The organism is Brevibacterium mcbrellneri ATCC 49030, from assembly GCF_000178455.1.
In the GTDB taxonomy this organism is placed as follows: Bacteria; Actinomycetota; Actinomycetes; order Actinomycetales; family Brevibacteriaceae; genus Brevibacterium; species Brevibacterium mcbrellneri.
Genome location: NZ_ADNU01000046.1, coordinates 49391 through 70307 on the forward strand (window position 1 = coordinate 49391; position 20917 = coordinate 70307).

Annotated in this window: 16 protein-coding genes; 11 read left to right on the plus strand and 5 right to left on the minus strand. The window is 55.3% G+C overall.

Annotated elements, in window-relative coordinates; translation table 11 throughout:
* Positions 1 to 34: 34 nt before the first annotated feature.
* Complete coding sequence (locus HMPREF0183_RS07865) at positions 35 to 1267, plus strand: aspartate aminotransferase type Ic (protein ID WP_040348591.1); 1233 nt, start codon at positions 35 to 37, stop codon at positions 1265 to 1267.
* A 13-nt stretch (positions 1268 to 1280) separates the two neighbouring features.
* Here HMPREF0183_RS07865 and HMPREF0183_RS07870 read toward each other — a convergent pair whose 3' ends face one another.
* Both HMPREF0183_RS07870 and HMPREF0183_RS07875 read right to left on the minus strand, forming a co-directional pair.
* Positions 1281 to 1775, minus strand: a complete 495-nt coding sequence (locus HMPREF0183_RS07870) for a peptide deformylase (RefSeq protein ID WP_005884765.1) — start codon at positions 1773 to 1775, stop codon at positions 1281 to 1283.
* Positions 1768 to 5169, minus strand: a complete 3402-nt coding sequence (locus HMPREF0183_RS07875) for a pyruvate carboxylase (protein ID WP_005884767.1) — start codon at positions 5167 to 5169, stop codon at positions 1768 to 1770. Before HMPREF0183_RS07875 ends, HMPREF0183_RS07870 begins: the two co-directional genes overlap by 8 nt.
* Before the next feature lie 160 nt (positions 5170 to 5329).
* Between HMPREF0183_RS07875 and HMPREF0183_RS07880 the strand changes: the two genes are divergently transcribed.
* The 3 genes from HMPREF0183_RS07880 to HMPREF0183_RS07890 all read left to right on the plus strand — a co-directional run bounded on the left by HMPREF0183_RS07880 (position 5330) and on the right by HMPREF0183_RS07890 (position 10561).
* Positions 5330 to 6436, plus strand: coding sequence for an exonuclease SbcCD subunit D (locus HMPREF0183_RS07880; protein ID WP_005884769.1), 1107 nt, complete (start codon positions 5330 to 5332; stop codon positions 6434 to 6436).
* A complete protein-coding gene (locus tag HMPREF0183_RS07885) occupies positions 6433 to 9408 on the plus strand; it encodes an AAA family ATPase (protein WP_005884771.1) in 2976 nt (991 codons plus the stop codon). Before HMPREF0183_RS07880 ends, HMPREF0183_RS07885 begins: the two co-directional genes overlap by 4 nt.
* Before the next feature lie 85 nt (positions 9409 to 9493).
* Positions 9494 to 10561: an AAA family ATPase gene (locus HMPREF0183_RS07890; RefSeq protein WP_083801476.1), complete on the plus strand. Its 1068-nt coding sequence runs from the start codon at positions 9494 to 9496 to the stop codon at positions 10559 to 10561.
* A 74-nt stretch (positions 10562 to 10635) separates the two neighbouring features.
* Here the strand turns inward: HMPREF0183_RS07890 and HMPREF0183_RS07895 are convergent, their stop codons facing one another.
* Positions 10636 to 11199: a MerR family transcriptional regulator gene (locus HMPREF0183_RS07895; protein WP_005884775.1), complete on the minus strand. Its 564-nt coding sequence runs from the start codon at positions 11197 to 11199 to the stop codon at positions 10636 to 10638.
* A gap of 235 nt (positions 11200 to 11434) precedes the next feature.
* Positions 11435 to 12142, minus strand: a complete 708-nt coding sequence (locus HMPREF0183_RS07900) for a lysophospholipid acyltransferase family protein (protein WP_040348593.1) — start codon at positions 12140 to 12142, stop codon at positions 11435 to 11437.
* A 57-nt stretch (positions 12143 to 12199) separates the two neighbouring features.
* Here HMPREF0183_RS07900 and HMPREF0183_RS07905 point away from each other — a divergent pair, with 57 nt between their 5' ends.
* From HMPREF0183_RS07905 to HMPREF0183_RS07915, 3 genes are read left to right on the plus strand one after another with little or no spacing between them, the layout of a single operon-like run.
* Positions 12200 to 12955 carry an alpha/beta hydrolase gene (locus HMPREF0183_RS07905; RefSeq protein WP_040348595.1) on the plus strand — a complete coding sequence of 252 codons (756 nt, stop codon included), beginning with the start codon at positions 12200 to 12202 and terminating at the stop codon, positions 12953 to 12955.
* Positions 12952 to 13365 carry a hypothetical protein gene (locus HMPREF0183_RS07910; protein ID WP_005884781.1) on the plus strand — a complete coding sequence of 138 codons (414 nt, stop codon included), beginning with the start codon at positions 12952 to 12954 and terminating at the stop codon, positions 13363 to 13365. Before HMPREF0183_RS07905 ends, HMPREF0183_RS07910 begins: the two co-directional genes overlap by 4 nt.
* Positions 13366 to 13421: 56 nt before the next feature.
* Positions 13422 to 15143, plus strand: a complete 1722-nt coding sequence (locus tag HMPREF0183_RS07915) for a DEDD exonuclease domain-containing protein (protein ID WP_050775388.1) — start codon at positions 13422 to 13424, stop codon at positions 15141 to 15143.
* Here the strand turns inward: HMPREF0183_RS07915 and trpD are convergent.
* The gene (trpD, locus tag HMPREF0183_RS07920; protein ID WP_040348596.1) at positions 15093 to 16172 is read right to left on the minus strand and encodes an anthranilate phosphoribosyltransferase; all 1080 of its coding nucleotides are present in this window, start codon (positions 16170 to 16172) and stop codon (positions 15093 to 15095) included. The genes HMPREF0183_RS07915 and trpD overlap by 51 nt on opposite strands.
* A gap of 188 nt (positions 16173 to 16360) precedes the next feature.
* On the opposite strand from trpD, the gene ctaE reads away from it, so the two are divergent.
* Genes ctaE through qcrB form a run of 4 tightly spaced genes read left to right on the plus strand, consistent with a single transcriptional unit; the run spans position 16361 to position 20575 of the window.
* Positions 16361 to 17035 carry an aa3-type cytochrome oxidase subunit III gene (gene ctaE, locus HMPREF0183_RS07925; protein ID WP_083801478.1) on the plus strand — a complete coding sequence of 225 codons (675 nt, stop codon included), beginning with the start codon at positions 16361 to 16363 and terminating at the stop codon, positions 17033 to 17035.
* Positions 17036 to 17073: 38 nt separating this feature from the next.
* Complete coding sequence (gene qcrC / locus HMPREF0183_RS07930; protein ID WP_005884789.1) at positions 17074 to 17859, plus strand: cytochrome bc1 complex diheme cytochrome c subunit; 786 nt, start codon at positions 17074 to 17076, stop codon at positions 17857 to 17859.
* A gap of 38 nt (positions 17860 to 17897) precedes the next feature.
* Complete coding sequence (gene qcrA, locus HMPREF0183_RS07935; RefSeq protein ID WP_005884791.1) at positions 17898 to 18947, plus strand: cytochrome bc1 complex Rieske iron-sulfur subunit; 1050 nt, start codon at positions 17898 to 17900, stop codon at positions 18945 to 18947.
* Positions 18944 to 20575 (plus strand): cytochrome bc1 complex cytochrome b subunit, encoded by a 1632-nt coding sequence (gene qcrB, locus HMPREF0183_RS07940; protein WP_005884793.1) that lies wholly within the window; start codon positions 18944 to 18946, stop codon positions 20573 to 20575. The genes qcrA and qcrB overlap by 4 nt, the downstream gene beginning before the upstream one ends.
* The last annotated feature ends 342 nt before the right edge of the window (positions 20576 to 20917 follow it).

The following is a 20917-nucleotide window of genomic DNA, read 5'->3' on the forward strand; positions in this document are numbered from 1 at the left end:
GAATGTAGAGGATCACGAAAGTCAGGGTTTTAACATGGAAAATCTCGCACAAGCCCAAGCGGAATACAACGCGTTCAAAGAGCGCGGGCTGTCCCTAGACATCACACGTGGAAAGCCATCAGCCGAGCAACTCGACCTTTCCGCCGAACTGCTGACCAACGTCACCAACGAAACCGCCACCTCGGCAGACGGCGTGGACACCCGAAACTACGGCGGTCTAAAGGGGCTGACAGAACTTCGTGAGATCTTCTCCTCTCTTCTGCGCGTACCAACCGAACAGTTGTACGCACAAGGGAACTCCTCGCTTGTCCTCATGAGCCAGATCCTGCAGTTCCACCTTCTACACGACTCGCCAGACGGTTCTGCATGGGCTGGTCAGAAGCGCGCAATCCTGTGCCCCGTCCCTGGTTATGACCGGCATTTTGGACTCGCTGAAAGTCTAGGATTTGAACTGATTCCCGTTGAGATGGACGACGAAGGGCCTGTGCTCGAACAAGTCGCCGAATACACCAAGCGCGAAGACGTGAAAGGCATGTGGGTGGTCCCCGCCTATTCGAACCCCACGGGCGTCAATGTGTCGCCTGAACGAGCTAAAGCGCTCGCTGAGCTTCCGGCGACACCGGACTTTAAGCTTCTGTGGGACAACGCCTACGCCCTACACCACTTGGGCGAAAACGACCAAGCGCCCGTTCTCGACATCCTGGACGTATGCCGCCAGGCCGGCAACCCGAACCGCGTATGGATTTTCGCTTCCACGTCCAAGATCACCCAAGCAGGCGCAGGCGTGGCGTTCATCGGGTCTTCGCAACAAAACATGGAGTGGTACGAAGCGTGCCTCTCCCCCACGTCCATCGGACCCGACAAGATCAACCACCTTCGTCACGCACGTTTCTTCCGTGACGCTGACGGTGTGCGCGCCCACATGCAGGCACACGCTGCGATTCTCCAGCCTAAGTTTGAGGTGACAGAGAAGATTTTGGACCGTGACCTGGGGAACGTTGAAGGTGTTTCGTGGACCAAACCTCACGGTGGTTACTTCATCACTTTGACCGTGCCCAACGGAACAGCGACCCGCACAGTCGAACTCGCCGCACAGGCTGGGGTCAAACTCACGCCAGCGGGGTCCACGCACCCGTACGGTGAGGACCCCACTGACTCAATCATCCGTCTGGCACCATCCATGCCTCCGCTGGAAGAACTCGAAGCGGCGGTGGAAGGGCTCGTCGCTTGTGTCCGACTGGCCGTGGCAGAACGGGGGGACAAGTAGAGCGGATTCGCGACTACTTCATAAACCAGTCAGACTGACGAATCTGGCGCATGGCTTCTTTGCGCCGTTCCGACGGAAGAGTTTGAACGTAGACAACACCGTTGAGGTGATCGGTTTCGTGTTGCAACATCTGTGCAAAGACACCGTCGCCGGAAACCTCAATGGGTTGTCCGTGTTCATCCACCCCGTGCACGGTCGCAAACTCGTAGCGAGGCGTTGGGAAAAACAAGCCCGGTACTGACAAACAACCTTCGTCAATATCGCGACGCTCGCCACGAGTGACGACCTCGGGGTTGAAAACCACTCCCCTACGACCGTGCAAGTCGTACCCGAACGCGCGCACAGCTACCCCAATCTGCGGGGCAGCCACCGCGGCGCGACCTTCTGGCGCCGCGGTGTCCAACAAGTCTTGAGCCAGCGCCACGGTTGACTCACCGAACTGGGTCACCGGTTCACACACTGTGCGCAGAACCGGATCCCCAAACGTCCGAATCGTGCGATTAGCCATCGATCACAACGACTAGATCTCCACCTTCAAGCTGAGCGACTGGGCCAATCGCCAGGCGGGAGACCGTTCCATCGATGTGGCTGGTAATCGAGGCTTCCATCTTCATAGCCTCGATCGTGGCAACCGTCTGTCCCGCCTTGACTTCGTCGCCTTCCTTCACCTGAAGGGTGACAACACCGGCGAACGGGCTGGCCACGTGACCAGGGTTGGAAGTGTCGGCGCGTTCTGCGGCCGCAACGTCAACCTTGATGGACTCGTCGCGAACCGACAGCGGTCGCAACTGACCGTTAAGCGTACACATGACGGTGCGCATACCGCGTTCGTCAGCCGCACCAATAGCCTGGATGCCCAGCAACAGAGCCTTACCCTTGTCGATGACAACGGCGTGTTCTTCACCCTCGGCCATACCGTACAAGTACTCGGTGGTGTTGAGAACAGAAAGGTCGCCGTAAGTGTCACGCATGTTGAGGAACTCTTTGGCCGGCTGCGGGAAGAGCAGACGGTTAAGAGTGTCTCGGCGGACTTCACCCGGTTCGTCCAAAAGCTTGGAGTCGCTAGGTGCTAGTTCACTCACAGGTGCCTTGTGCGTACGTCCTTCCAGCGCCTTAGTGCGGAAGGGCTCTGGCCATCCGCCTGGAGGGTCGCCGAGGTCGCCGCTGAGGAATCCGACAACAGAGTCTGGGATGTCGTAGTTCTGCGGGTTCTCAGCGAAGTCTTCAGGATCTGCGCCCACTGCGACCATGTGCAGGGCCAAGTCACCCACGACCTTAGACGAAGGTGTGACCTTCACGAGGTGGCCGAGGACCTTGTCAGCCGCAGCGTAGAAGTCTTCAATTTCTTCGAACTTCTCACCCAACCCCAGAGCATTTGCTTGCTGGCGCAGGTTGGAGAGCTGTCCACCCGGAATTTCGTGCTTGTACACGCGTCCGGTTGGTCCTGGAAGTCCCGATTCGAATGGCTTGTAAACGTTGCGAACGCTTTCCCAGTAAGGTTCGAGGTCCTCAACGTTACGCAGGTTCAAACCGGTGTCGCGTTCGGTGTTTTCAAACGCGGCGACCAGCGCTGACAGCGAAGGCTGGCTGGTTGTTCCGGCCATCGATGCGCTGGCTGCGTCCACGGCATCAGCCCCAGCTTCAGCCGCTGCGATGAGTGTAGCTAGCTGCCCTCCAGCAGTGTCGTGGGTGTGAACGTGGACCGGCAGGTCGAAGTTGGAACGCAGAGCAGCAACCAGCTTCTTGGCAGCTGCCGGACGCAAGAGCCCAGCCATGTCCTTGATCGCGAGGACGTGAGCGCCAGCCTGAACAATCTCCTCAGCAAGGTTGAGGTAGTAGTCCAGTGTGTAGAGCTTTTCGTTGGGGTTGTTGAGGTCCGAAGTGTAGCAAAGTGCGACCTCGGCAACCGCCGTTCCCGTGTTGCGCACGGACTCGATCGCTGGGCGCATCTGGTTGACATCGTTGAGAGCGTCGAAGATGCGGAAAATGTCTACACCTGTGCGCGTCGCTTCCTCGATGAACGCGTCGGTCACTTTGGTGGGGTACGGGGTGTATCCCACGGTGTTGCGACCACGCAGGAGCATCTGCAGGTTGAGATTAGGCATGGCGTCGCGCAACTTCTCGAGGCGTTCCCATGGGTCTTCTGCGAGGAAGCGCAAAGCGACGTCATAGGTTGCACCACCCCATGCTTCGACGCTGAGAAGTTCGGGCGTCATCCGTGCGACATACGGTGCAACATCCACGAGGTCGCGGGTACGCACACGGGTTGCGAGAAGCGACTGGTGGGCGTCACGGAACGTGGTGTCGGTGACTCGAAGAGCCGTGTCCTCACGCAGAGCGCGAGCCCAACCAACAGGTCCCAGCTCCTGGAGTTTCTGACGGCTACCGGCAGGAGCCTCACCTGATACATCGAAAGCAGGGAGCTTGTCCTTTGGCTGAAGGGCAACAGGCGAAGATCCGTGTGGTCGGTTCACGGTGACGTTCGCAAGGTACTCAAGAAGCTTCGAGCCACGGTCGGCACCGACCTTTGCTTCAAGAAGGTACGGACGCTCTTCAATGAAGGTCGTAGCGAGGTCGCCAGCCTGGAACGCAGGGTCAGCGAGGACGGCACGCAAGAAACCGATGTTGGTAGCTACACCTCGGATACGGAACTCTGCCAACGCGCGGTTGGCGCGCGATGCAGCCTGTTCGAACGTGCGTCCGCGGGTGGTGCACTTCACCAACATGGAGTCGAAGTGGGCAGACACCTCGGCGCCGGCATACACGGTTCCGCCGTCAAGGCGCACACCGGCACCACCAGCAGAGCGGTAAGCCGTGATCGTTCCAGTGTCCGGGCGGAACGAGTTGGCGGGGTCCTCAGTAGTAATTCGGCACTGCAACGCAGCACCCTTGATGTGAATTTTGTCCTGCGTCAGACCAAGTTCTTCCAACGAAGCGCCAGCCGCGATCCTCATCTGCGACTGCACGAGGTCGACGTCGGTAATTTCTTCAGTAACCGTGTGCTCCACCTGGATTCGCGGGTTCATTTCGATGAACGCGTGCTTTCCCTTACGTGGACCTTCGGTTTCAAGAAGGAACTCCACAGTTCCTGCGTTCTGGTATCCCAGGGCGCGGGCAAACTTCAGGGCGTCTTCGTGAAGTGCCTGCGCGATCTCCGGTTCGAGGTGTGGAGCGGGTGCAATTTCGACGACTTTCTGGTGACGACGTTGGATAGAGCAGTCACGCTCAAACAGGTGAACTGCGTTTGAGTCGTTGTCAGCGAGAACTTGGACTTCGATGTGGCGAGGGCGCTGAACAGCCTGTTCGATGAAGACTGTGGGATCTCCAAAGGCTCCCTCGGCTTCGCGCATCGCTGCTTTCAGTGCATCGACAAGTTCAGTGCGGGAGTTCACACGACGCATACCGCGTCCACCACCACCGGCGACTGCCTTGACGAAAAGTGGGAACTCCATGTCTTCTGATTCGGCGAGGAGCTTGTCGAGGTCTGCCGAAGGTCGTGTCGAAGCCAAAGTTGGGATATCGGCGCGTCGAGCAGCGTCAAGAGCATCGACTTTGTTTCCGGCCATCTGCAAAACGTCCGCGGCGGGCCCAATAAATGTGATTCCGTTAGCGTCACACGCGCGCGCTAGATCTGGGTTTTCGGAGAGGAAACCATAACCTGGGTAAATCGCGTCAGCACCTGATTCTTTTGCGACGCGAATGATTTCATCGACGCTCAAGTACGCGCGAACCGGGTGTCCTTTTTCTCCGATTAAGTACGCTTCGTCAGCTTTGAGGCGGTGCTCAGAGTTGCGGTCCTCGTATGGGAAAACTGCGACGGTTGACGCTCCCAATTCGTATGCCGCTCGGAATGCGCGAACCGCGATTTCACCGCGGTTGGCAACCAGAACCTTTTTGAACATGTAGGCCCTTCCTTGTTTCACGTAGGCGGGTTCGCCTCACGCTATTCTCTACGCTTCTACTCTACAAAAGCGCATGTGTTCTAGACGACACTGGGGCACCTTTTACGTGTGGTGTCGTGATGCTAGTTTCTGTGTCAGTGCCTCTCGCTAGGGTTATTACATGCGGTTTCTTCACACATCTGACTGGCACCTAGGGCGAACGTTTCACGGCGTCGACCTAACGGAGGCACAAACGCGCTTTACTGAGCACCTCGTCGAGATGGCAATTGAGGGATCTTATGATGCGGTTATCGTGAGTGGCGACGTGTATGACCGAGCGGTTCCTCCCATCGACGCGCTTCATCTGTTCGACCACACGATTGCTCGTCTGGCGGAGGCTGGGATTCGTGTCATTGCGTCCAGCGGGAATCACGACTCGTTTCATCGACTGGGTTTTAGTCGGCGCCAGTTGGACCGGGTGGGAGTTCACCTCCGTACACACCTCGAGGACGTTTTGTGGCCCGTCGACTTAGGCGACTGTGTGGTGTACGCGATCCCCTACTTGGAGCCCGCGTTGGTGTGGAGAAATCTGAACGTTGCTCGCAAACATCAGGCAGTCATTGCACGTTGCGTTAAGGACATCCGTGCGCATGCTCTTAAACACTTCCCGGGCATTCCAATCGTCGTGATGGCACACGCATTTGTGACCGGAGCAACTCCCTCAGAGTCAGAACGTGAAATCGGAGTGGGAGGCGTGGGCAACGTTGGTAGCGACACCTTCGAAGGCATTGCGTACACGGCTCTGGGACACCTGCACCGGCCACAAGAGGTTACGGACGGCGTCGTTTACTCCGGGTCCCCAATCCCTTACTCCTTTGGTGAAGTGCGGATTCCTAAAACTGTTCATGACGTCCAGATTGGTCCGAATGGTGTGTCTTACCACGCGATCGAACTTCCCACGTTTGTGCGCGCTAAAAGTGTTCAATGCAGTTTTGAGCAGGCACTCACAGCAGATTGGTCTGATCAGGACGTCCTTGTGGAACTTGAACTCACAGATAACAAGCGTGTCCCCCAGGCGTTGCAAAAGCTTAAAGAGAAAATACCCAACCTTATCCATATGCGATGGGTTGCAGAGGATAAGAAGCGCACTACGGCCGTGCACGCTCCAATAAAACGCATGACTGACGACGAAGTGTTTCAGGGTTTCATGCGATTCGTCACGGACAATGATCCCTCACGCGAAGACTTTGAACTCTTCCACAACGCGTTGCGAGGTGCGCAATCGTGAGAATCTTGAACCTCACAATCGAAGGATTCGGGCCATTTGCGGGGAAAGAGCAGATTGATTTTGACCATCTGACACAAGAGGGCCTGTTTCTTATCTCAGGGCCTACTGGCGCTGGGAAAACGAGCATTCTTGACGCGATTTGTTTTGCCCTTTACGGAAAGGTTCCCGGTAGCAGGGGCAAGGTCAAGCAGCTACGCTCACAGTTCGCTACTCCGGACACTCCTACCCGTGTCACTCTGGACTGCGAAGTGCGAGGCAAGCGTTTCAAGATTGAACGGTCTCCCTCCTATGAGCGGCCGAAACAACGCGGTAGCGGAATGACAACGCAACCATCGAGTGTTAGCTACCTCGAATATATCGCCGGTGAGTGGGTCGGTCTGTCGCGAAAGTATGACGAGGTGGGTCAGATCGTTGAAGATACAGTTGGGCTCAACGGTGAACAGTTCACGCGCGTGATCATGTTGCCACAGGGCGAATTTTCAGCGTTTCTCCGAGCAGAGGCTGCTGATCGCGAAACCATCCTTGAACGACTCTTTGGAACTGAAAGGTTCGGTCGAGCAGCGTCGTTTCTCACTGGAATGCAAACGGATGCGAACAGAAGCACGGCAGATATTCGGGCACGTCGGGCAGAGAAGATCACAGCCATGCTCAAAAGCGCTCAAATACCCGCTATTCCACAATTGACAAAGAGTACTTCCCTGACAAACGTCGGGGCGACTGCGACGGTTGCGCTTATCGAGGAAGAGAATCGACTGCAGACTGCGCAGTACGTCAATGATCTCGCACAGAAGCGAAAAGAATCCTCTACGCTACATCTGGAAAAGTTGAACCAGCGATACTCTGACGCTGAGCACTTTGTGAAGCATCGAGGTATCGAACAGCAGTACAATCCTGAGGCTCATGCCCAGTTGACGCAACGGGTGCAACGTATGCGGGAAGCTCACACAATCGCACCGGCTTGGGACGAATATCAGCGAGCCCAGAAGCACGTTGAACACGTACGTACTCAACGTGAAGAGGCTGCATCGCCCTTCGACAACCGTTCGAACGAGCTGCAAGAACTGCTTGAAGCGACGCGCAAGTCACGTTCTGCACGTAGTGAACATGAGCGTTTAACGGCCCATAAGAAAAAGTTAGAAGATCAGCTGGCCGAATACACCGCGCGCCGGGAGTCGTTAATTGAACATGTCGAGAAGACGCGAGCCGAACTAGGGGTTTTAGACGATCCGCAGGCATTTTTGCACACGCTTGATCAGGTTAAAACTGCGTTGGAAGAATCCACAGCAGTGCGTGACCATGTGTTGGAGGTTTCTTCTGAGCTTCAACGCGTAGAGCGAATATGTGAACGATTGAGCGACAAAGTAGAAGACGCGCGCGTTCATGTTCAGGGTGCGCGGGAGGCGTATCACGAAATTCGAACAGAGCGCCTGGCTGGAATCGCGGGTGAACTTGCGGCCGAACTGCACCACGACGAAGCGTGCCCTGTATGCGGCTCAACCCAGCACCCCTCCCCTGCACACCGCCAACAGAGCGCTCTTGGACAGGACCACGAAGACCAGGCATTTTCGGCCATGTCTGAGGCAACCGAACACCTCTCTGAACTCAGTAATACATACGCGACACACCTAGCTATCCTCGAAGAGCTCAAAAAGCAACGGAAGCAGTTGCCGGAATCGTCCGAAATAGAGCGTCAATGCTTACACAATCAAGCAGAGTACAAAAGGATTCAGGGCGAATATGAACGCCTACTATCTACCCGCGAGAAGCTCCACACGTCTCTTCGAACGGCAGAAGACGACGTGGAAACAGTGCGCGAAAAGCAGTCAGAATGTGAAAAAGACAGCATCCGAGTAGAAACTCGCCTCAAGCAGGTAGAGTCTGACATTCACTTGCCTTCTTCGTTGCTTGGCATTGTCAATTTGCCTGCGCCCGTTGACGCACCTGGAACTGTGGCACTTGAAGATCGCGTGCAGTCCCTGATCGAACAAGTCAACAAAAGCGCTCGGCTTGAATGTGAGCTTCAATCCAGAACCTCGGACCTCCGTTCACGCGAAAGCGAATGGGAAGTTGCATTCACCTCGTCGAAATTTACCGAACTCGACGAGTTCTTAGAGCTCCGAAACGCAGACGTAGACAACGCCTCTCATCAACTGCACCTGATGGAGCAACAAGCCACTGTCTTGCGAGAGAATCGGGCGTCCGAATGGTATCGACGTGGCCTCACAGAGACGCTAGCGCTTGAACAGTTGGCAGATCTTGTTCGTACACAGCAACGTATATGCGAGCAACACTCTACAGATTATGAAGAGACTAGCAACCGTCTCTACTTCGCCCTAGAACAACGAAATAAGGCTCAACAAGCGCGCGAAGAGGTATTCGACCAAGAACGTGAGTTCGAGGCTGAACTTGTGCACAACGAACGCATTGTGGAACTCGCACAAATCGTCAACGCGACGAGCCCGTCCAACACGCGACGCGTCACGCTCAAGTCCTACGTTCTGGGTGAAATGTTTGCTCAAGTAACCCAGGCTGGATCAGAACGACTCGAAGTGATGTCAGGCAACCGCTATCGCCTCGAGCACGCTTATGAACGTCACACTGGACAGTCAAAAGGTGGTCTGCTCCTACAAGTGGTTGACACATTCACATCCGAAGAACGTGACCCGCGAACCCTGTCAGGAGGTGAGTCCTTTATGGCCTCGCTGAGCTTGGCACTGGGACTCGCCGACACCGTAGCCGCACATGCGGGTGGCATTGAGCTTGAGTCACTGTTTATCGACGAAGGGTTCGGAAGTCTCGACCCCCAGGCGCTCGACGCTGTCATGACGGTGCTCGATGAACTGCGCACGCACGGAAGATCCGTGGGTGTTATTTCGCACGTCGAGGAAATGCAGCAGTCAATCCCATGCAAGCTTGAGGTGACACCTTCCTCAACGGGCTCAACCACCTCGGTCATGACATCTGGTGCCTAGAGAACAACACACGTGAAAACCAGTCGTGCGTTCATACTTAGCGACCTTAAAACACTAAACGGTAAGAATCCGCTAACGTTATAGTGTGCTTGTTCTTAGCGTTTCTAGTCTTAAAGGTGGGGTCGGTAAGACCTCCGTAACTCTGGGGCTTGCCTCAGCGGCATTGAGTCGTGGCATACCCACGCTGGTCGTTGATATGGACCCACAGGCTGATGCCTCGACTGGTTTAGACGTTCCCGTCAACACCCCAGCCGACATTGCGGATGTCCTTGCTGCTCCCAAGAGCAAACTCGTCAAGCAGGCAATCACGCCTTCCGGGTGGGTTGAAGGGAAACATGGGGTACTCGACGTCATTCCCGGTTCGCCACGGGCTGCAGAGTTCGACCGCCCGTCGCTTTCAGACCGGTATCTCAAGCGTCTCCGCGAAGCGATTAGTCGAAACGGTTCTAAGTATCGCCTAGTTCTGATCGATTGCCCTCCTTCGCTCAACGGTCTTACCCGCGCAGCGTGGACTGCCAGCCAACGTGTTCTCATCGTCACGGAGCCGGGACTGTTTTCAGTTGCAGCTGCCGACCGCGCTTTGCGCGCGACCGACGAACTTCGTCGCCGTAGTGCAGCAAAGCTTCAGCCGTTAGGTATCGTCGTCAACCGAGTGCGGCCGTCATCACGTGAACAGAGCTTCCGCATTCAAGAACTCAAAGACATGTTCGGCCCGCTTGTGCTCAACCCGCCCCTGTCGGAGCGTACGGTACTCCAACAAGCCCAAGGTTCAGCACGACCTATTCACGAATGGCCAGGAAAGCCGGCGAGCGAACTGGCCTCAGCCTTTGACTCGATTCTTGACCGCGCGCTTCGCAGTAAAAACATGCGAGGACGAGGATCTTCCGTCGATAACTCCGTAAAGACGCCAGCGAAACCCACTGAGAAACCTAAAAAGCCAGCGGAGGCGCCAAAGAATCCCGGAAAGACTGAGAAGAACCCCGCACAGGTTGAAGAGAAGTCCACACCCATGCAGGCAAACAAGGCTAAGAAGAAATCATCGGAGCCTACACAAGCATCCGATCACAATGCGAACACTTCAAGCTTTGACGCCATGCTGTCACGCAAGGTCGAATCCATGAAGCAAAACAAAGATCACAAGCCAAAGCACTAGGGCAAAGTAAAAGAGCGGGTAACCAACTGGTTCCCCGCTCTGATTACGTCCCCCAAAGTAAAGTGAAGTTCGGTCTAGCCAATCTTCTTGGCGCGTCGAAGAGCAAGTTCATCAACGGGCGTAACAGGAGCTTCAGGACGTTCACTAGGAAGCTCTGCCAGCGTTCCTTCCACATCGCGCCATACACGTCCAACTGAAATGCCGAATACGCCCTGCCCTCCCTGGAGCAAGTCGATCACTTCATCGGCCGAGGTGCACTCAAAAACCGAAGCGCCGTCACTCATTAACGTGATCTCAGAGAGATCGTCGATGCCGTGCTCACGAAGAGATCCAACCGCCACACGAATCTGGTTGAGGGAAACCCCTGTGTCCAAGAGACGCTTGATGATTTTGAGAACCAGGATGTCGCGGAAAGAGTATAGGCGAGTGGATCCGGAACCCGAAGCTGTCTGAATAGACGGCTGAACAAGGTTTGTTCGCGCCCAGTAGTCGAGCTGACGATACGTAATTCCAATGACGTTTGCGACAACAGGACCGCGATACCCAATCTTTTCATTCAGTTCGGGTAAGTCGTCGTTAAATAGCAGTCCTTGTGCCTCGCGAGATTGAGACGCTGCTACTTCTGGGCTCTGGTTCACACCAACTACTCCTTACACCCCAGGGGGAAGCGGGGCTCAAGCGCTTGCGGAATTATTCCATTCTACACGCGCATGGCTTTCGGGATGATCTTCGTGTATGAAACTATGCGCTCAACGTTTCCGACTCAACAACCGCGTAGGTAACGATTTGGCGTGTCGCCGTTACCTCAATTATCGAACACGCTTTCTGGAGTGCAGTCAGCTCAAAAAACCACGGGTCGCGTTGTGGAGGCGACTACCCGTTCTGCTCGGGCTCCTTCTTTTCTGCCAGCAATCGCGTCTTCACCGTGGAAGCGTATGTGTCCACGTACTCCTGCCCAGAAAGTCGCAAAATCTCGTACATAATCTCGTCAGTGATCGAACGCAAAAGAAACCGATCTTCGGGAACGTTCTGGTAGCGAGAAAAGTCAATAGGCTTACCAAACACAATCCCGACTCTGCGCAACTTGGGAACCATTCTTCCCTGCGGTTGAACTTTGTCAGTACCAATAAGAGCAACGGGAACCACGGGGCACCCAGACTCCAGTACGAGTCGCGCAACGCCGGTACGACCTCGGTACAGGCGACCATCTGGGGAACGCGTCCCCTCAGGGTAGATGCCAAGCAACTTGCCGTCGTTGAGGACCTTCAAACCAGACTTCAGTGACGCTTCGGAAGCAGAGCCACCACCTCGGTCCATAGGAAGCTGGTTAGTTGCCAAAAAGAACGACCTAACAAGGCGGCCTTTAATGCCCGGGCCCGTGAAGTAGTCCTTCTTTGCCAAATACACAACCGGCCGCGGGGCCACGAGCGGAATGAAAATGGAGTCCATGAACGAAAGGTGGTTACCAGCGATGATCGCGCCACCTTCTTCTGGAATGTTTTCGATTCCTCGGACCCATGGGCGGAAGAGGATCTTAAGCAACGGTCCAACCAAGATCCGTTTGAGGACCCAATAAAACACTCGCTCACCTTTCGACGGTTCCGCATCAACTATATGGCACTGTGGCATGCTGGAAACATGACTGAGTTAACGGCAACTGAATCTGTGTCGTCCCCGATTTCATTGCGCGGAGAGTCGTCTGCGGCTGTCGTGATGCTGCATGGCTTTACGGGCTCACCCTACGTGTGGAGCGATATCGCTCATCGCGTTCACACGTCAACAGGTGCTTCGGTGGCTGTTCCTCTTTTGCCAGGGCACGGCACAGTGTGGACAGACATGCTTGACTGCACGTGGGAAGACTGGGTGGACTGCGCTCTGGAAGCCGTCGATTCAGCGCTTGCGAGTCATGACCACGTGGTCGTCGCTGGGTTGTCGATGGGTGGCACGCTCGCGTTGGAGACGTTGTTTTCCCGGCCCGAGGTGGCTGCCGGCGTGCTAGTCAATCCGGCTGTGTTCGTTGATTCGCCTTTTGCGAGGTTCGCCGGCGTGCTATCGCCGTTTGTGACTGATGTGAAGTCGATTGGTGGCGATATCGCGCGTCCGGGGATGAGTGAATATGCTTATCCGCGCACTCCGCTGAGTGGTGTTGCGGAGCTACATCGCGGCTGTGAGCGGGTTCGTGCGCGCCTGTGGTCGGTTGAAACGCCGGTGACGTTGATGTCGTCGTCGACTGACAATGTGGTGGCGTCCCGGTCGAGTGACTTTATTGAACGTGAGGCACAGAACGTGACACGCGTGATTATGCGTCACAGTTTTCACGTGGCCACGTTGGACTATGATGCGCTTGCGATCGTTCAGCAGATCGAGCGTGCTCTGGCGCGTGAAGATGCATGAAAAGTAGTGATAGTGACGGCTCTGTTCCTGAGTGGGAACGATTGAGCGAAGACGAACGCGTACGTGACGAAGACTGGGACGCGATTGTCGCTGACTTTGGGCGTTCAACTGCGTACAACTCAGAAGTTTCAGCAGAAGAGGTGACTGAATACCTTGAGCAACGTGAAGATTGGGAAGGTCCAGTTGTTGACAAGGTAGATCTCCGCGATGCCCAACCTGCACGCGTTGTATCACTCGTCGCTCTGGTTGGTGGAATTCTGGCAATCATTGTTGTGGCACTTTTTGTGCGTCCCGTCCCTCTGTGGGGAACAGTCATGTGTGTTGCGGTGGCGGCTGGAGGCGGTGTGGGAGCGATCTTCACATTGCCCAAGGACAGGCGCGCGGATGACGACGGTGGAGCCCAGGTGTAGATGAATCTGCGCAGATACTTCAGGCTGTGTCAGTGCTATCTAGAATCATGTAGGCCATGACTTTTCAGTTTGATCGCCCCGAAGCCAGGGGTCCCATGACATTCGCCGATCTTGGCACTGATCTCCACGACGTCACGTTCACTGTTGTTGACCTTGAGACAACGGGGGCAAACTCCGCACAAGGTGACATCACGGAGATCGGTGCAGTCAAGAGCCGAGGCGGTGAGATCATTGGTGAGTTTCAAACGCTGGTGAGGCCCACGCGCTCCGTTATTTCTCCGTTCGTTGAGCGTTTAACGGGTATCACCAACTCGATGGTGGCGACTGCCCCAGAACTGGCTTCGGTTATTCCCATGTTTCTTGAGTTCGCGCATGGAAGTATCTTGGTCGCGCACAATGCGGGCTTTGACGTGGGGTTCCTCAAAGAGGCGTGTGCGCGATTGGATTATCCATGGCCGGGATACGAGGTCGTCGATACTGTACGCTTGGCGCGGTTATGTGTGACCCGGCAAGAGGTACGCAACCATAAACTTGGGACGCTTGCGACGTTTTTTAACGTGCCCACTCCCCCAACACACCGCGCCCTCGATGACGCCCGCGCAACACATCACATTCTGCAGTCCATGTTTGAACTTTTTGGCGCAGTGGGTGTGACAACTTTTGAAGATCTTCAAGGCCTCAAGCAACAAGGGTGGAAGGTACGGCAGTCGAAAAAGCATTTAGCGCACGACGTTCCACATGCGCCTGGCGTGTACATGTTTGTGGACGGGGCCGACCGGGTTCTCTATGTGGGCAGTAGCCGTGACATGCGCTCCCGTGTCACGTCATATTTCAATGCCGCAGAATCTCGCGGTCGTATGGCGGAGATGGTGACGGCGGCACAGAGTATCCGTGTGATCGTGTGCCCAACTGAACTCGAAGCGCGAGTCCGTGAAGTTCGGTTGATTGATGAGCTGCAACCGCCTTATAACCGGCTTTCAAAAGGTGCTTCACGTGAGACGTGGCTCAAGCTGACAAACGAGAAATACCCGCGCTTATCGATAGTGCGTACGCCACCGAGTCAACAGGACCTGGCTTTGGGTCCGTTTAGAAAGAACGCATCAGCTCGCGCCGCGAAAGACCTTCTGGAACGTATCTACCCGTTGAAACGTTGCACAGCAAAGCCAGAACGCGCTGACTTCCGGCCATGCCCAGCTGGAGAAATGGGAAAGTGTGGCGGACCGTGTAGCGGTATTACGCGTTCGGAGGACTATGTGCGCGGAATTGCTCCGGTAGTAGCCCTGTTGGAGGGAACTCCGCAAGCGTTCGTCGGCCACACGATGACGCACCTGAAACAGCTCGCTGTCCAAGAGCGCTATGAAGAAGCAGCCACGGCACGTGATGTGGCAATCAGTGTATTGCGGGCGGGATCTCGTGGTGAGCAGAACGGGAGTGTGGAGAAAAATGAACACCTTGCTGCCGCCATGGTCACCGACCACGGTTTTGATGTTGCGATCATTCGCCGGGGGCTTTTAGGTGCCACTGAACACGTCCCGTGGGGCACTAACCTGCAGGATGTGAGCCGTAGTTTGGGACTCACCGCAGCCCAGTACCCACACAACTACCGCGGACTTGCGGAAGAACGCTCACTTATTTCCACCTGGCTGTTCAGTGACGGCGTGACCCTCTTGGACCTTGAAACTCCAATCAGCCAACCCACCAACGGATATCAGCGAGCCCTCAGTGATTCAGCCCTGGGCGCTCCGAAGATCCTGCGACGCACGGATCACCGCGTCTAACTTGGCGCGCGCTGCCCCGGAATCAACGACCTCGGCGACCGTGGCAAACTTCGCAGCCAGCCTGTCCGTAAACGACCCTTCAGAAGCACTGTCAGCGGCCACCAAAGCTGCTGCCGCGTTGAGAAGCACCACATCACGTACAGGTGAGTGCTCGCCTGATAGCGTGCGCTCCATGACCGAGGCGTTGAACGCTGGGTCTCCCCCACGCAGGTCATCCTTTGTCACACGCGGCAAGTCCAACGTGGTCGCGTCGAACTCCCAGTGAGTGATGGTCCCGTTGCGGACTTCCCACACGTCGTTCACGGCAGTGTTGCTGAGTTCGTCGAGCCCATCACGGGAACGGAACACTACGGCTTGGTCACCTCGGTTGTTTAGGACGCCGGTCACCAGGTCGATCATCGCAGAATCAGCGACACCAATCGCTGTCATCGTGGTGTGGGCAGGGTTGGTGAGAGGGCCCAGGATGTTAAACGCGGACGGCACTGCAATCTGCTTGCGAACCGGCGCAATGAATCGCATCGAAGGGTGGTAGACGTTCGCAAAAAGAAACGCCATGTTTTCGCGGTTGGCAAGCTCAGCAGCAGCTTCCGGCCCAAGTTCCAGCTGAAGGCCAAGCGTCTCAAGGACGTCAGCAGATCCGGACGCCGAGGAGGTTGCCCGGTTTCCGTGCTTAAGGACGCGTTGCCCCGAAGCAGCGATGATGAACGAGGCAGTCGAAGAAATGTTGACCGTTTTGGCACGGTCCCCTCCGGTTCCGACGATATCCACAGAGTCTTCGAGACCATCAATACGCACGGCGTGTTCGTACATTGAACGGACGAGTCCGTTGATCTCATCGACAGTTTCACCCTTGGCGTGGTGAGCGACTAAGAAAGACGCCATCGTGACGTCAGGCACAACCCCGGACATAATCTGATCCATGGCCCATGCCGAGGTGTCAGAGTCCATGTGATCGCCACGCATGAGACCAACAAGCAGGTCCGGCCAGTTACGCACGTCTGACATTGTGGCCGGTTGTGCTTTACTCATACGCTCTCCTCTGATCGTCATCTGTATGTGAAAGCTTCCGGGTTGGGAAGCAACGTCTAAATGCTAATGAGTCCGCGCCCATTTTTCGACACGCCCACCCACTTTTCTCAAAAGTGCCTCTTAGCCACTATCTACGCGACTTTCCTGGTCACGTATGAGGCGAAGCAAGCTCGTTTCCTGAGTAAAAGATGAAATTACCCTGCCAACTGGGTAATAATAGGCCTGTGTCAACAGCAACTGCATCTCATTCAGCGCCAGTTCATCCAGTGATCAACCGGCCCAATACCTCAACCGTGGGGTTCATTGTTTGGCTTGGTAGTGAGCTGATGTTCTTTGCCGCGCTCTTCGCCATGTACTTCACCATCCGGTCTGTCGCCCCAGAAATGTGGCAGGAAGAAACGCCTAAGCTGGCTGTGCCTTTCGCTTTGGCTAACACGACCGTCCTGGTGATCTCATCCATTACCTGTCAATTCGGAGTCCACAAGGCTGAGCACTTCAAGCCAGCTCGCACCGGTGGCATCTTTGAGATCGGCAAGTGGGGAATGATCGAGTGGTACCTCCTCTCGTTCTTCCTTGGATCCATCTTTATCGGCGGGCAGGTTTTTGAATACGCGACTCTTGTTAGTGAAGGCGTGGCTCTCAACTCAAATGCCTACGGATCGGTGTTCTACCTCACGACAGGGTTCCACGGCCTTCACGTGATCGGTGGACTCATCGCTTTCTTGATGGTTGTTGGTCGCGCCTACGGTGCTAAGAAGTTTGGGCACCGTGAAGCAACTTTTGCCGTCTGTGTGTCGTACTACTGGCACTTCGTTGACGTCGTGTGGGTTGCCCTGTTCGCAGTGATCTATCTCCTGCACTAATAGATTTCACCTAGCTCAGACAGAAAAGGACTCGTAACGTGAAGCTTCTAGCGCAACGCCGTCGCCACCCGCTGGCGCTGGTCGTCCTGTTGCTCGTAGGCCTGTTAGTGACCGGCGGTGCATATGCACTGTTCACTAACAACTCAACCGCCACAGCTCAGCAGGCATCGACCAAAGACATCGAAGCTGGTGAAAAGCTCTTCATCTCAAACTGCAAAACATGCCACGGCGCAAATGCAGAAGGTACCCCCAACGGACCAAGCCTCATTGGTGTAGGTGCGTCCGCTGTTGACTTCCAGGTGGGTACAGGTCGTATGCCACTTCAGATGCATGGGCCCCAAGGCCAGGTGAAGAAGCCGCAGTTCAGCCAGGACGAAATTGACCAGATGGCAGCTTATGTCGCTTCTCTCGGTCCTGGGCCCGCGCTTCCCGACGAAGAGTACTTGGACGCTTCCAAGGGTGACCCTGCTGCCGGCGGAGGCCTCTTCCGCACCAACTGCGCGATGTGTCACAACGTTGTAGGTGCGGGTGGTGCCTTGACCCGCGGTAAGTACGCTCCAAACCTGTCTGAGGTGTCCGAAAAGCACCTGTACCAGGCAATGCAAACCGGCCCGCAGAACATGCCAATCTTCAACGATGCGAACCTGACGCCTGAGCAAAAGCGTGACGTGATCGCGTACGTGCGCTCAGTGTCTGAACCTACTTCACCAGGTGGGTTCAAGTTAGGCTCGATTGGGCCAGTCGCCGAAGGTCTGTTTATCTGGTTCTTCGGCCTTGGAGCTGTAGTTGGGATCACTGTGTGGCTAACCGCCCGCTCAAAGTGATCGAAGAAAACCGTATTGAGATCTAGACGAGGAAGCGAATGACCTCGAAGAATTTGACTGGCACAACAGGCCAGCTGGAACAGGTAAATGGGTTTGAGAACCCTGGACTGCCTGAACACAAGCCACGTCTTGTAGACAGTGATCCACAGGCTGAAAAGGTAGCAGAACGGCAGATTGCCTTCTGGTTCCTTGCCTCGATGGTTGGAACCATTTGGTTTATCGTGTCGTACTTCCTGTTCCCACTCGATGGGACTATGGAGGCACTGCGCTTGCAGAACACAATGCTGGGGCTGGGAGCAACTGTCGCGCTTGCCGGCATTGGTATCGGTATTGTTCTGTGGGCTAAGAACTTGATCACGGACGTGGAAGTCGTTGAGGAACGTCACAGCATCGCCGGGTCTGAAGAAGACCAGGCAATTGCTCTCGAGATCCTCAACCAAGCCAAAGAAGAATCAGGTATTGCACGCCGTCCTCTTCTGCGCAACATGCTCATCACTGCGGTAGCAATTGCTCCGCTTCCAGCTGTGCTTGTCTTGCGCGACCTCGGGCCACTTCCCGGCAACAAACTGTTTGAAACTCTGTGGGGCCCAGGCGTCCGCCTGATCCAGGACCCGGGCGGTATTCCACACGAAGGTGCTGAACGTCCAATCAAGCTTGCAGACGTCACCATCGGTTCAGCTTTCCACGTTCTTCCAGAGGGGATCGCAAAGTCCGATCACCCGCTGAACGAAAAGGCGAAGGCATCCGTGTTGCTTATGCGCGTCGACCCGCGCGAGCTCAACACTGATCCTGCTAAGGAAGACTGGGGCATTGACGGAGTCGTTGCATACTCCAAGATTTGTACACACGTGGGTTGCCCAGTTGCTCTGTACGAGCACCAGACACACCACCTGCTGTGCCCATGCCACCAGTCGACCTTCGACGTGACAAACCACTGTAAGGTCATCTTTGGGCCTGCTAAGCGTCCGCTTCCACAGCTTCCAATTGCTGTCGACAGCGAAGGGTATCTCGTTGCACAGCGCGACTTCCCAGAACCAGTTGGACCTACCTTCTGGGAGATTCACACGAGGGAGACTGAGTCTGAATGAGTAACGTTCAAGTAACTGAATCGAAAGCACTTTCGGATTCAGCAAAATGGATTGAAGCGCGTACCGGCGCATCGGTCGCAGTACGTGAGTTTGGTCGCAAGATCTTCCCAAGCCACTGGTCGTTTATGCTGGGTGAAGTAGCTCTTTACAGCTTCATCATTCTATTGATCTCGGGAACTTTCCTAACTCTCTGGTTCAAGCCTGCTATGGGCGAGACCATTTACAATGGTCCGTTCCTTCCCCTCAAGGGTGTTGAGATGTCGGAGGCATACGCTTCCACGCTCGCAATCTCCTTTGAGATTCGTGGCGGGCTCTTCATCCGCCAGATCCACCACTGGGCAGCACTGCTGTTCATGGCTGCTTTGAGCTTGCACGCCCTGCGTATTTACTTCACCGGAGCATACCGCAAGCCACGTGAAATTAACTGGATGATCGGTGTTGCGCTCATCGCAATGGGTATGGCGGCTGGATTTACTGGATACTCGCTGCCTGACGACCTCCTTTCGGGTAACGGTCTGCGAATTATCGACGGTCTGCTCAAGGGCATTCCTCTCGTCGGAACGTATATCTCGTTCTTCCTGTTCGGGGGAGAGTTCCCAGGAGTGGACATTGTGTCCCGTCTGTACATGTTCCACATCATGTTGGTTCCGGCCATTCTCATTGCGCTGATCGGTGTCCACCTGATGTTCGTTGTGATCCACAAGCACACGCAGTGGCCTGGTGCTGGACACACCAACAAGAATGTTGTTGGTGAACCAGTTCTCCCAACGTTCGCTGCGAAGGGTGGAGGATTCTTCTTTCTCATCACAGCACTTCTGACACTGATCTCTGGTCTGTTCACGATTAACGCTGTGTGGAACTACGGTCCATACGACCCCTCCCCTGTTTCAGCTGGTACTCAGCCTGACTGGTACATCGGATGGATGGACGGTTACCTGCGTATTATTCCGGGCTGGTTCGAGTTCTACATTGCTGGATTCCCAATCAGCTTCAACATCTTCTCGGCCCTCTTGGCTGCAGGTGTGCTGTTCGGTGGAATGATCGCTTGGCCGTTCATTGAGCAGTGGGTGACCAAGGACTACCGTGAGCACCACATTCTGGATCGTCCACGAAACACGCCTACGCGTACCGCTCTGGGTGTTGCCGTGTCGATCTGGTACCTCAACATGTGGGCTGCAGCGTCGGGTGACCTTATTGCAGTGATGTTCCACATGTCCTTGAACGACATGATTTACATCTTCCGTGTTCTGTTCTTCGCTGGACCAGTGATCGGTTACATCATCACCAAGCGTGTATGCCTTGGTCTACAGCGTAAGGACCGCGAGATTGCTCTGCACGGTCGCGAAACGGGTCAGATTATTCGCTTGCCACACGGTGAGTACCAGGAACGTCACGAACCACTCTCGCCTGAGAAACTGTGGGTACTGACCTCCTTCGAATCGCCTAAGTACATTCCAGCTCAGCCGAATGAAAAGGGTGTCATCACCAAGGCTGAACGGAACCGTGCGAAGCTCTCGAAGTTCTTCTTTGAAGACCGCGTTGCACCAGTGACAAAGGCTGAACTGGATGCAGCACACCACGATCACGCGGTTGAAAGCGGTAACGACAAAGAACAGCTCGAAAAGTAAGCACTGCTTTCGGTAGATAGCTAAACAAGAGCGAATAGCGAAGCGGGTGAGAATTAATCTCACCCGCTTCGCTATTGTGCTTAGTTAAGTGCCGCTGTACCTTGTTTCTGGGCTAACAATGCCTCAGCTATCACCCCAACGCCTAACTATTGGTCCAGGGCCTGGTAGATGATGCTTCAACGTTGACCACGGAGGCTTGTTGCACGCCTCCTTACATCCCGGCAGCCTGGAAGGTTGTTCTATTGCCACTAATCTGGCTCGGACAGAGTGTGAAGTCTCGGGACCTCGTTCCCCTTTTGGAGTTGGGTGTGTAGGTGATTGCCGCGTTAAGGGCCCACAGTG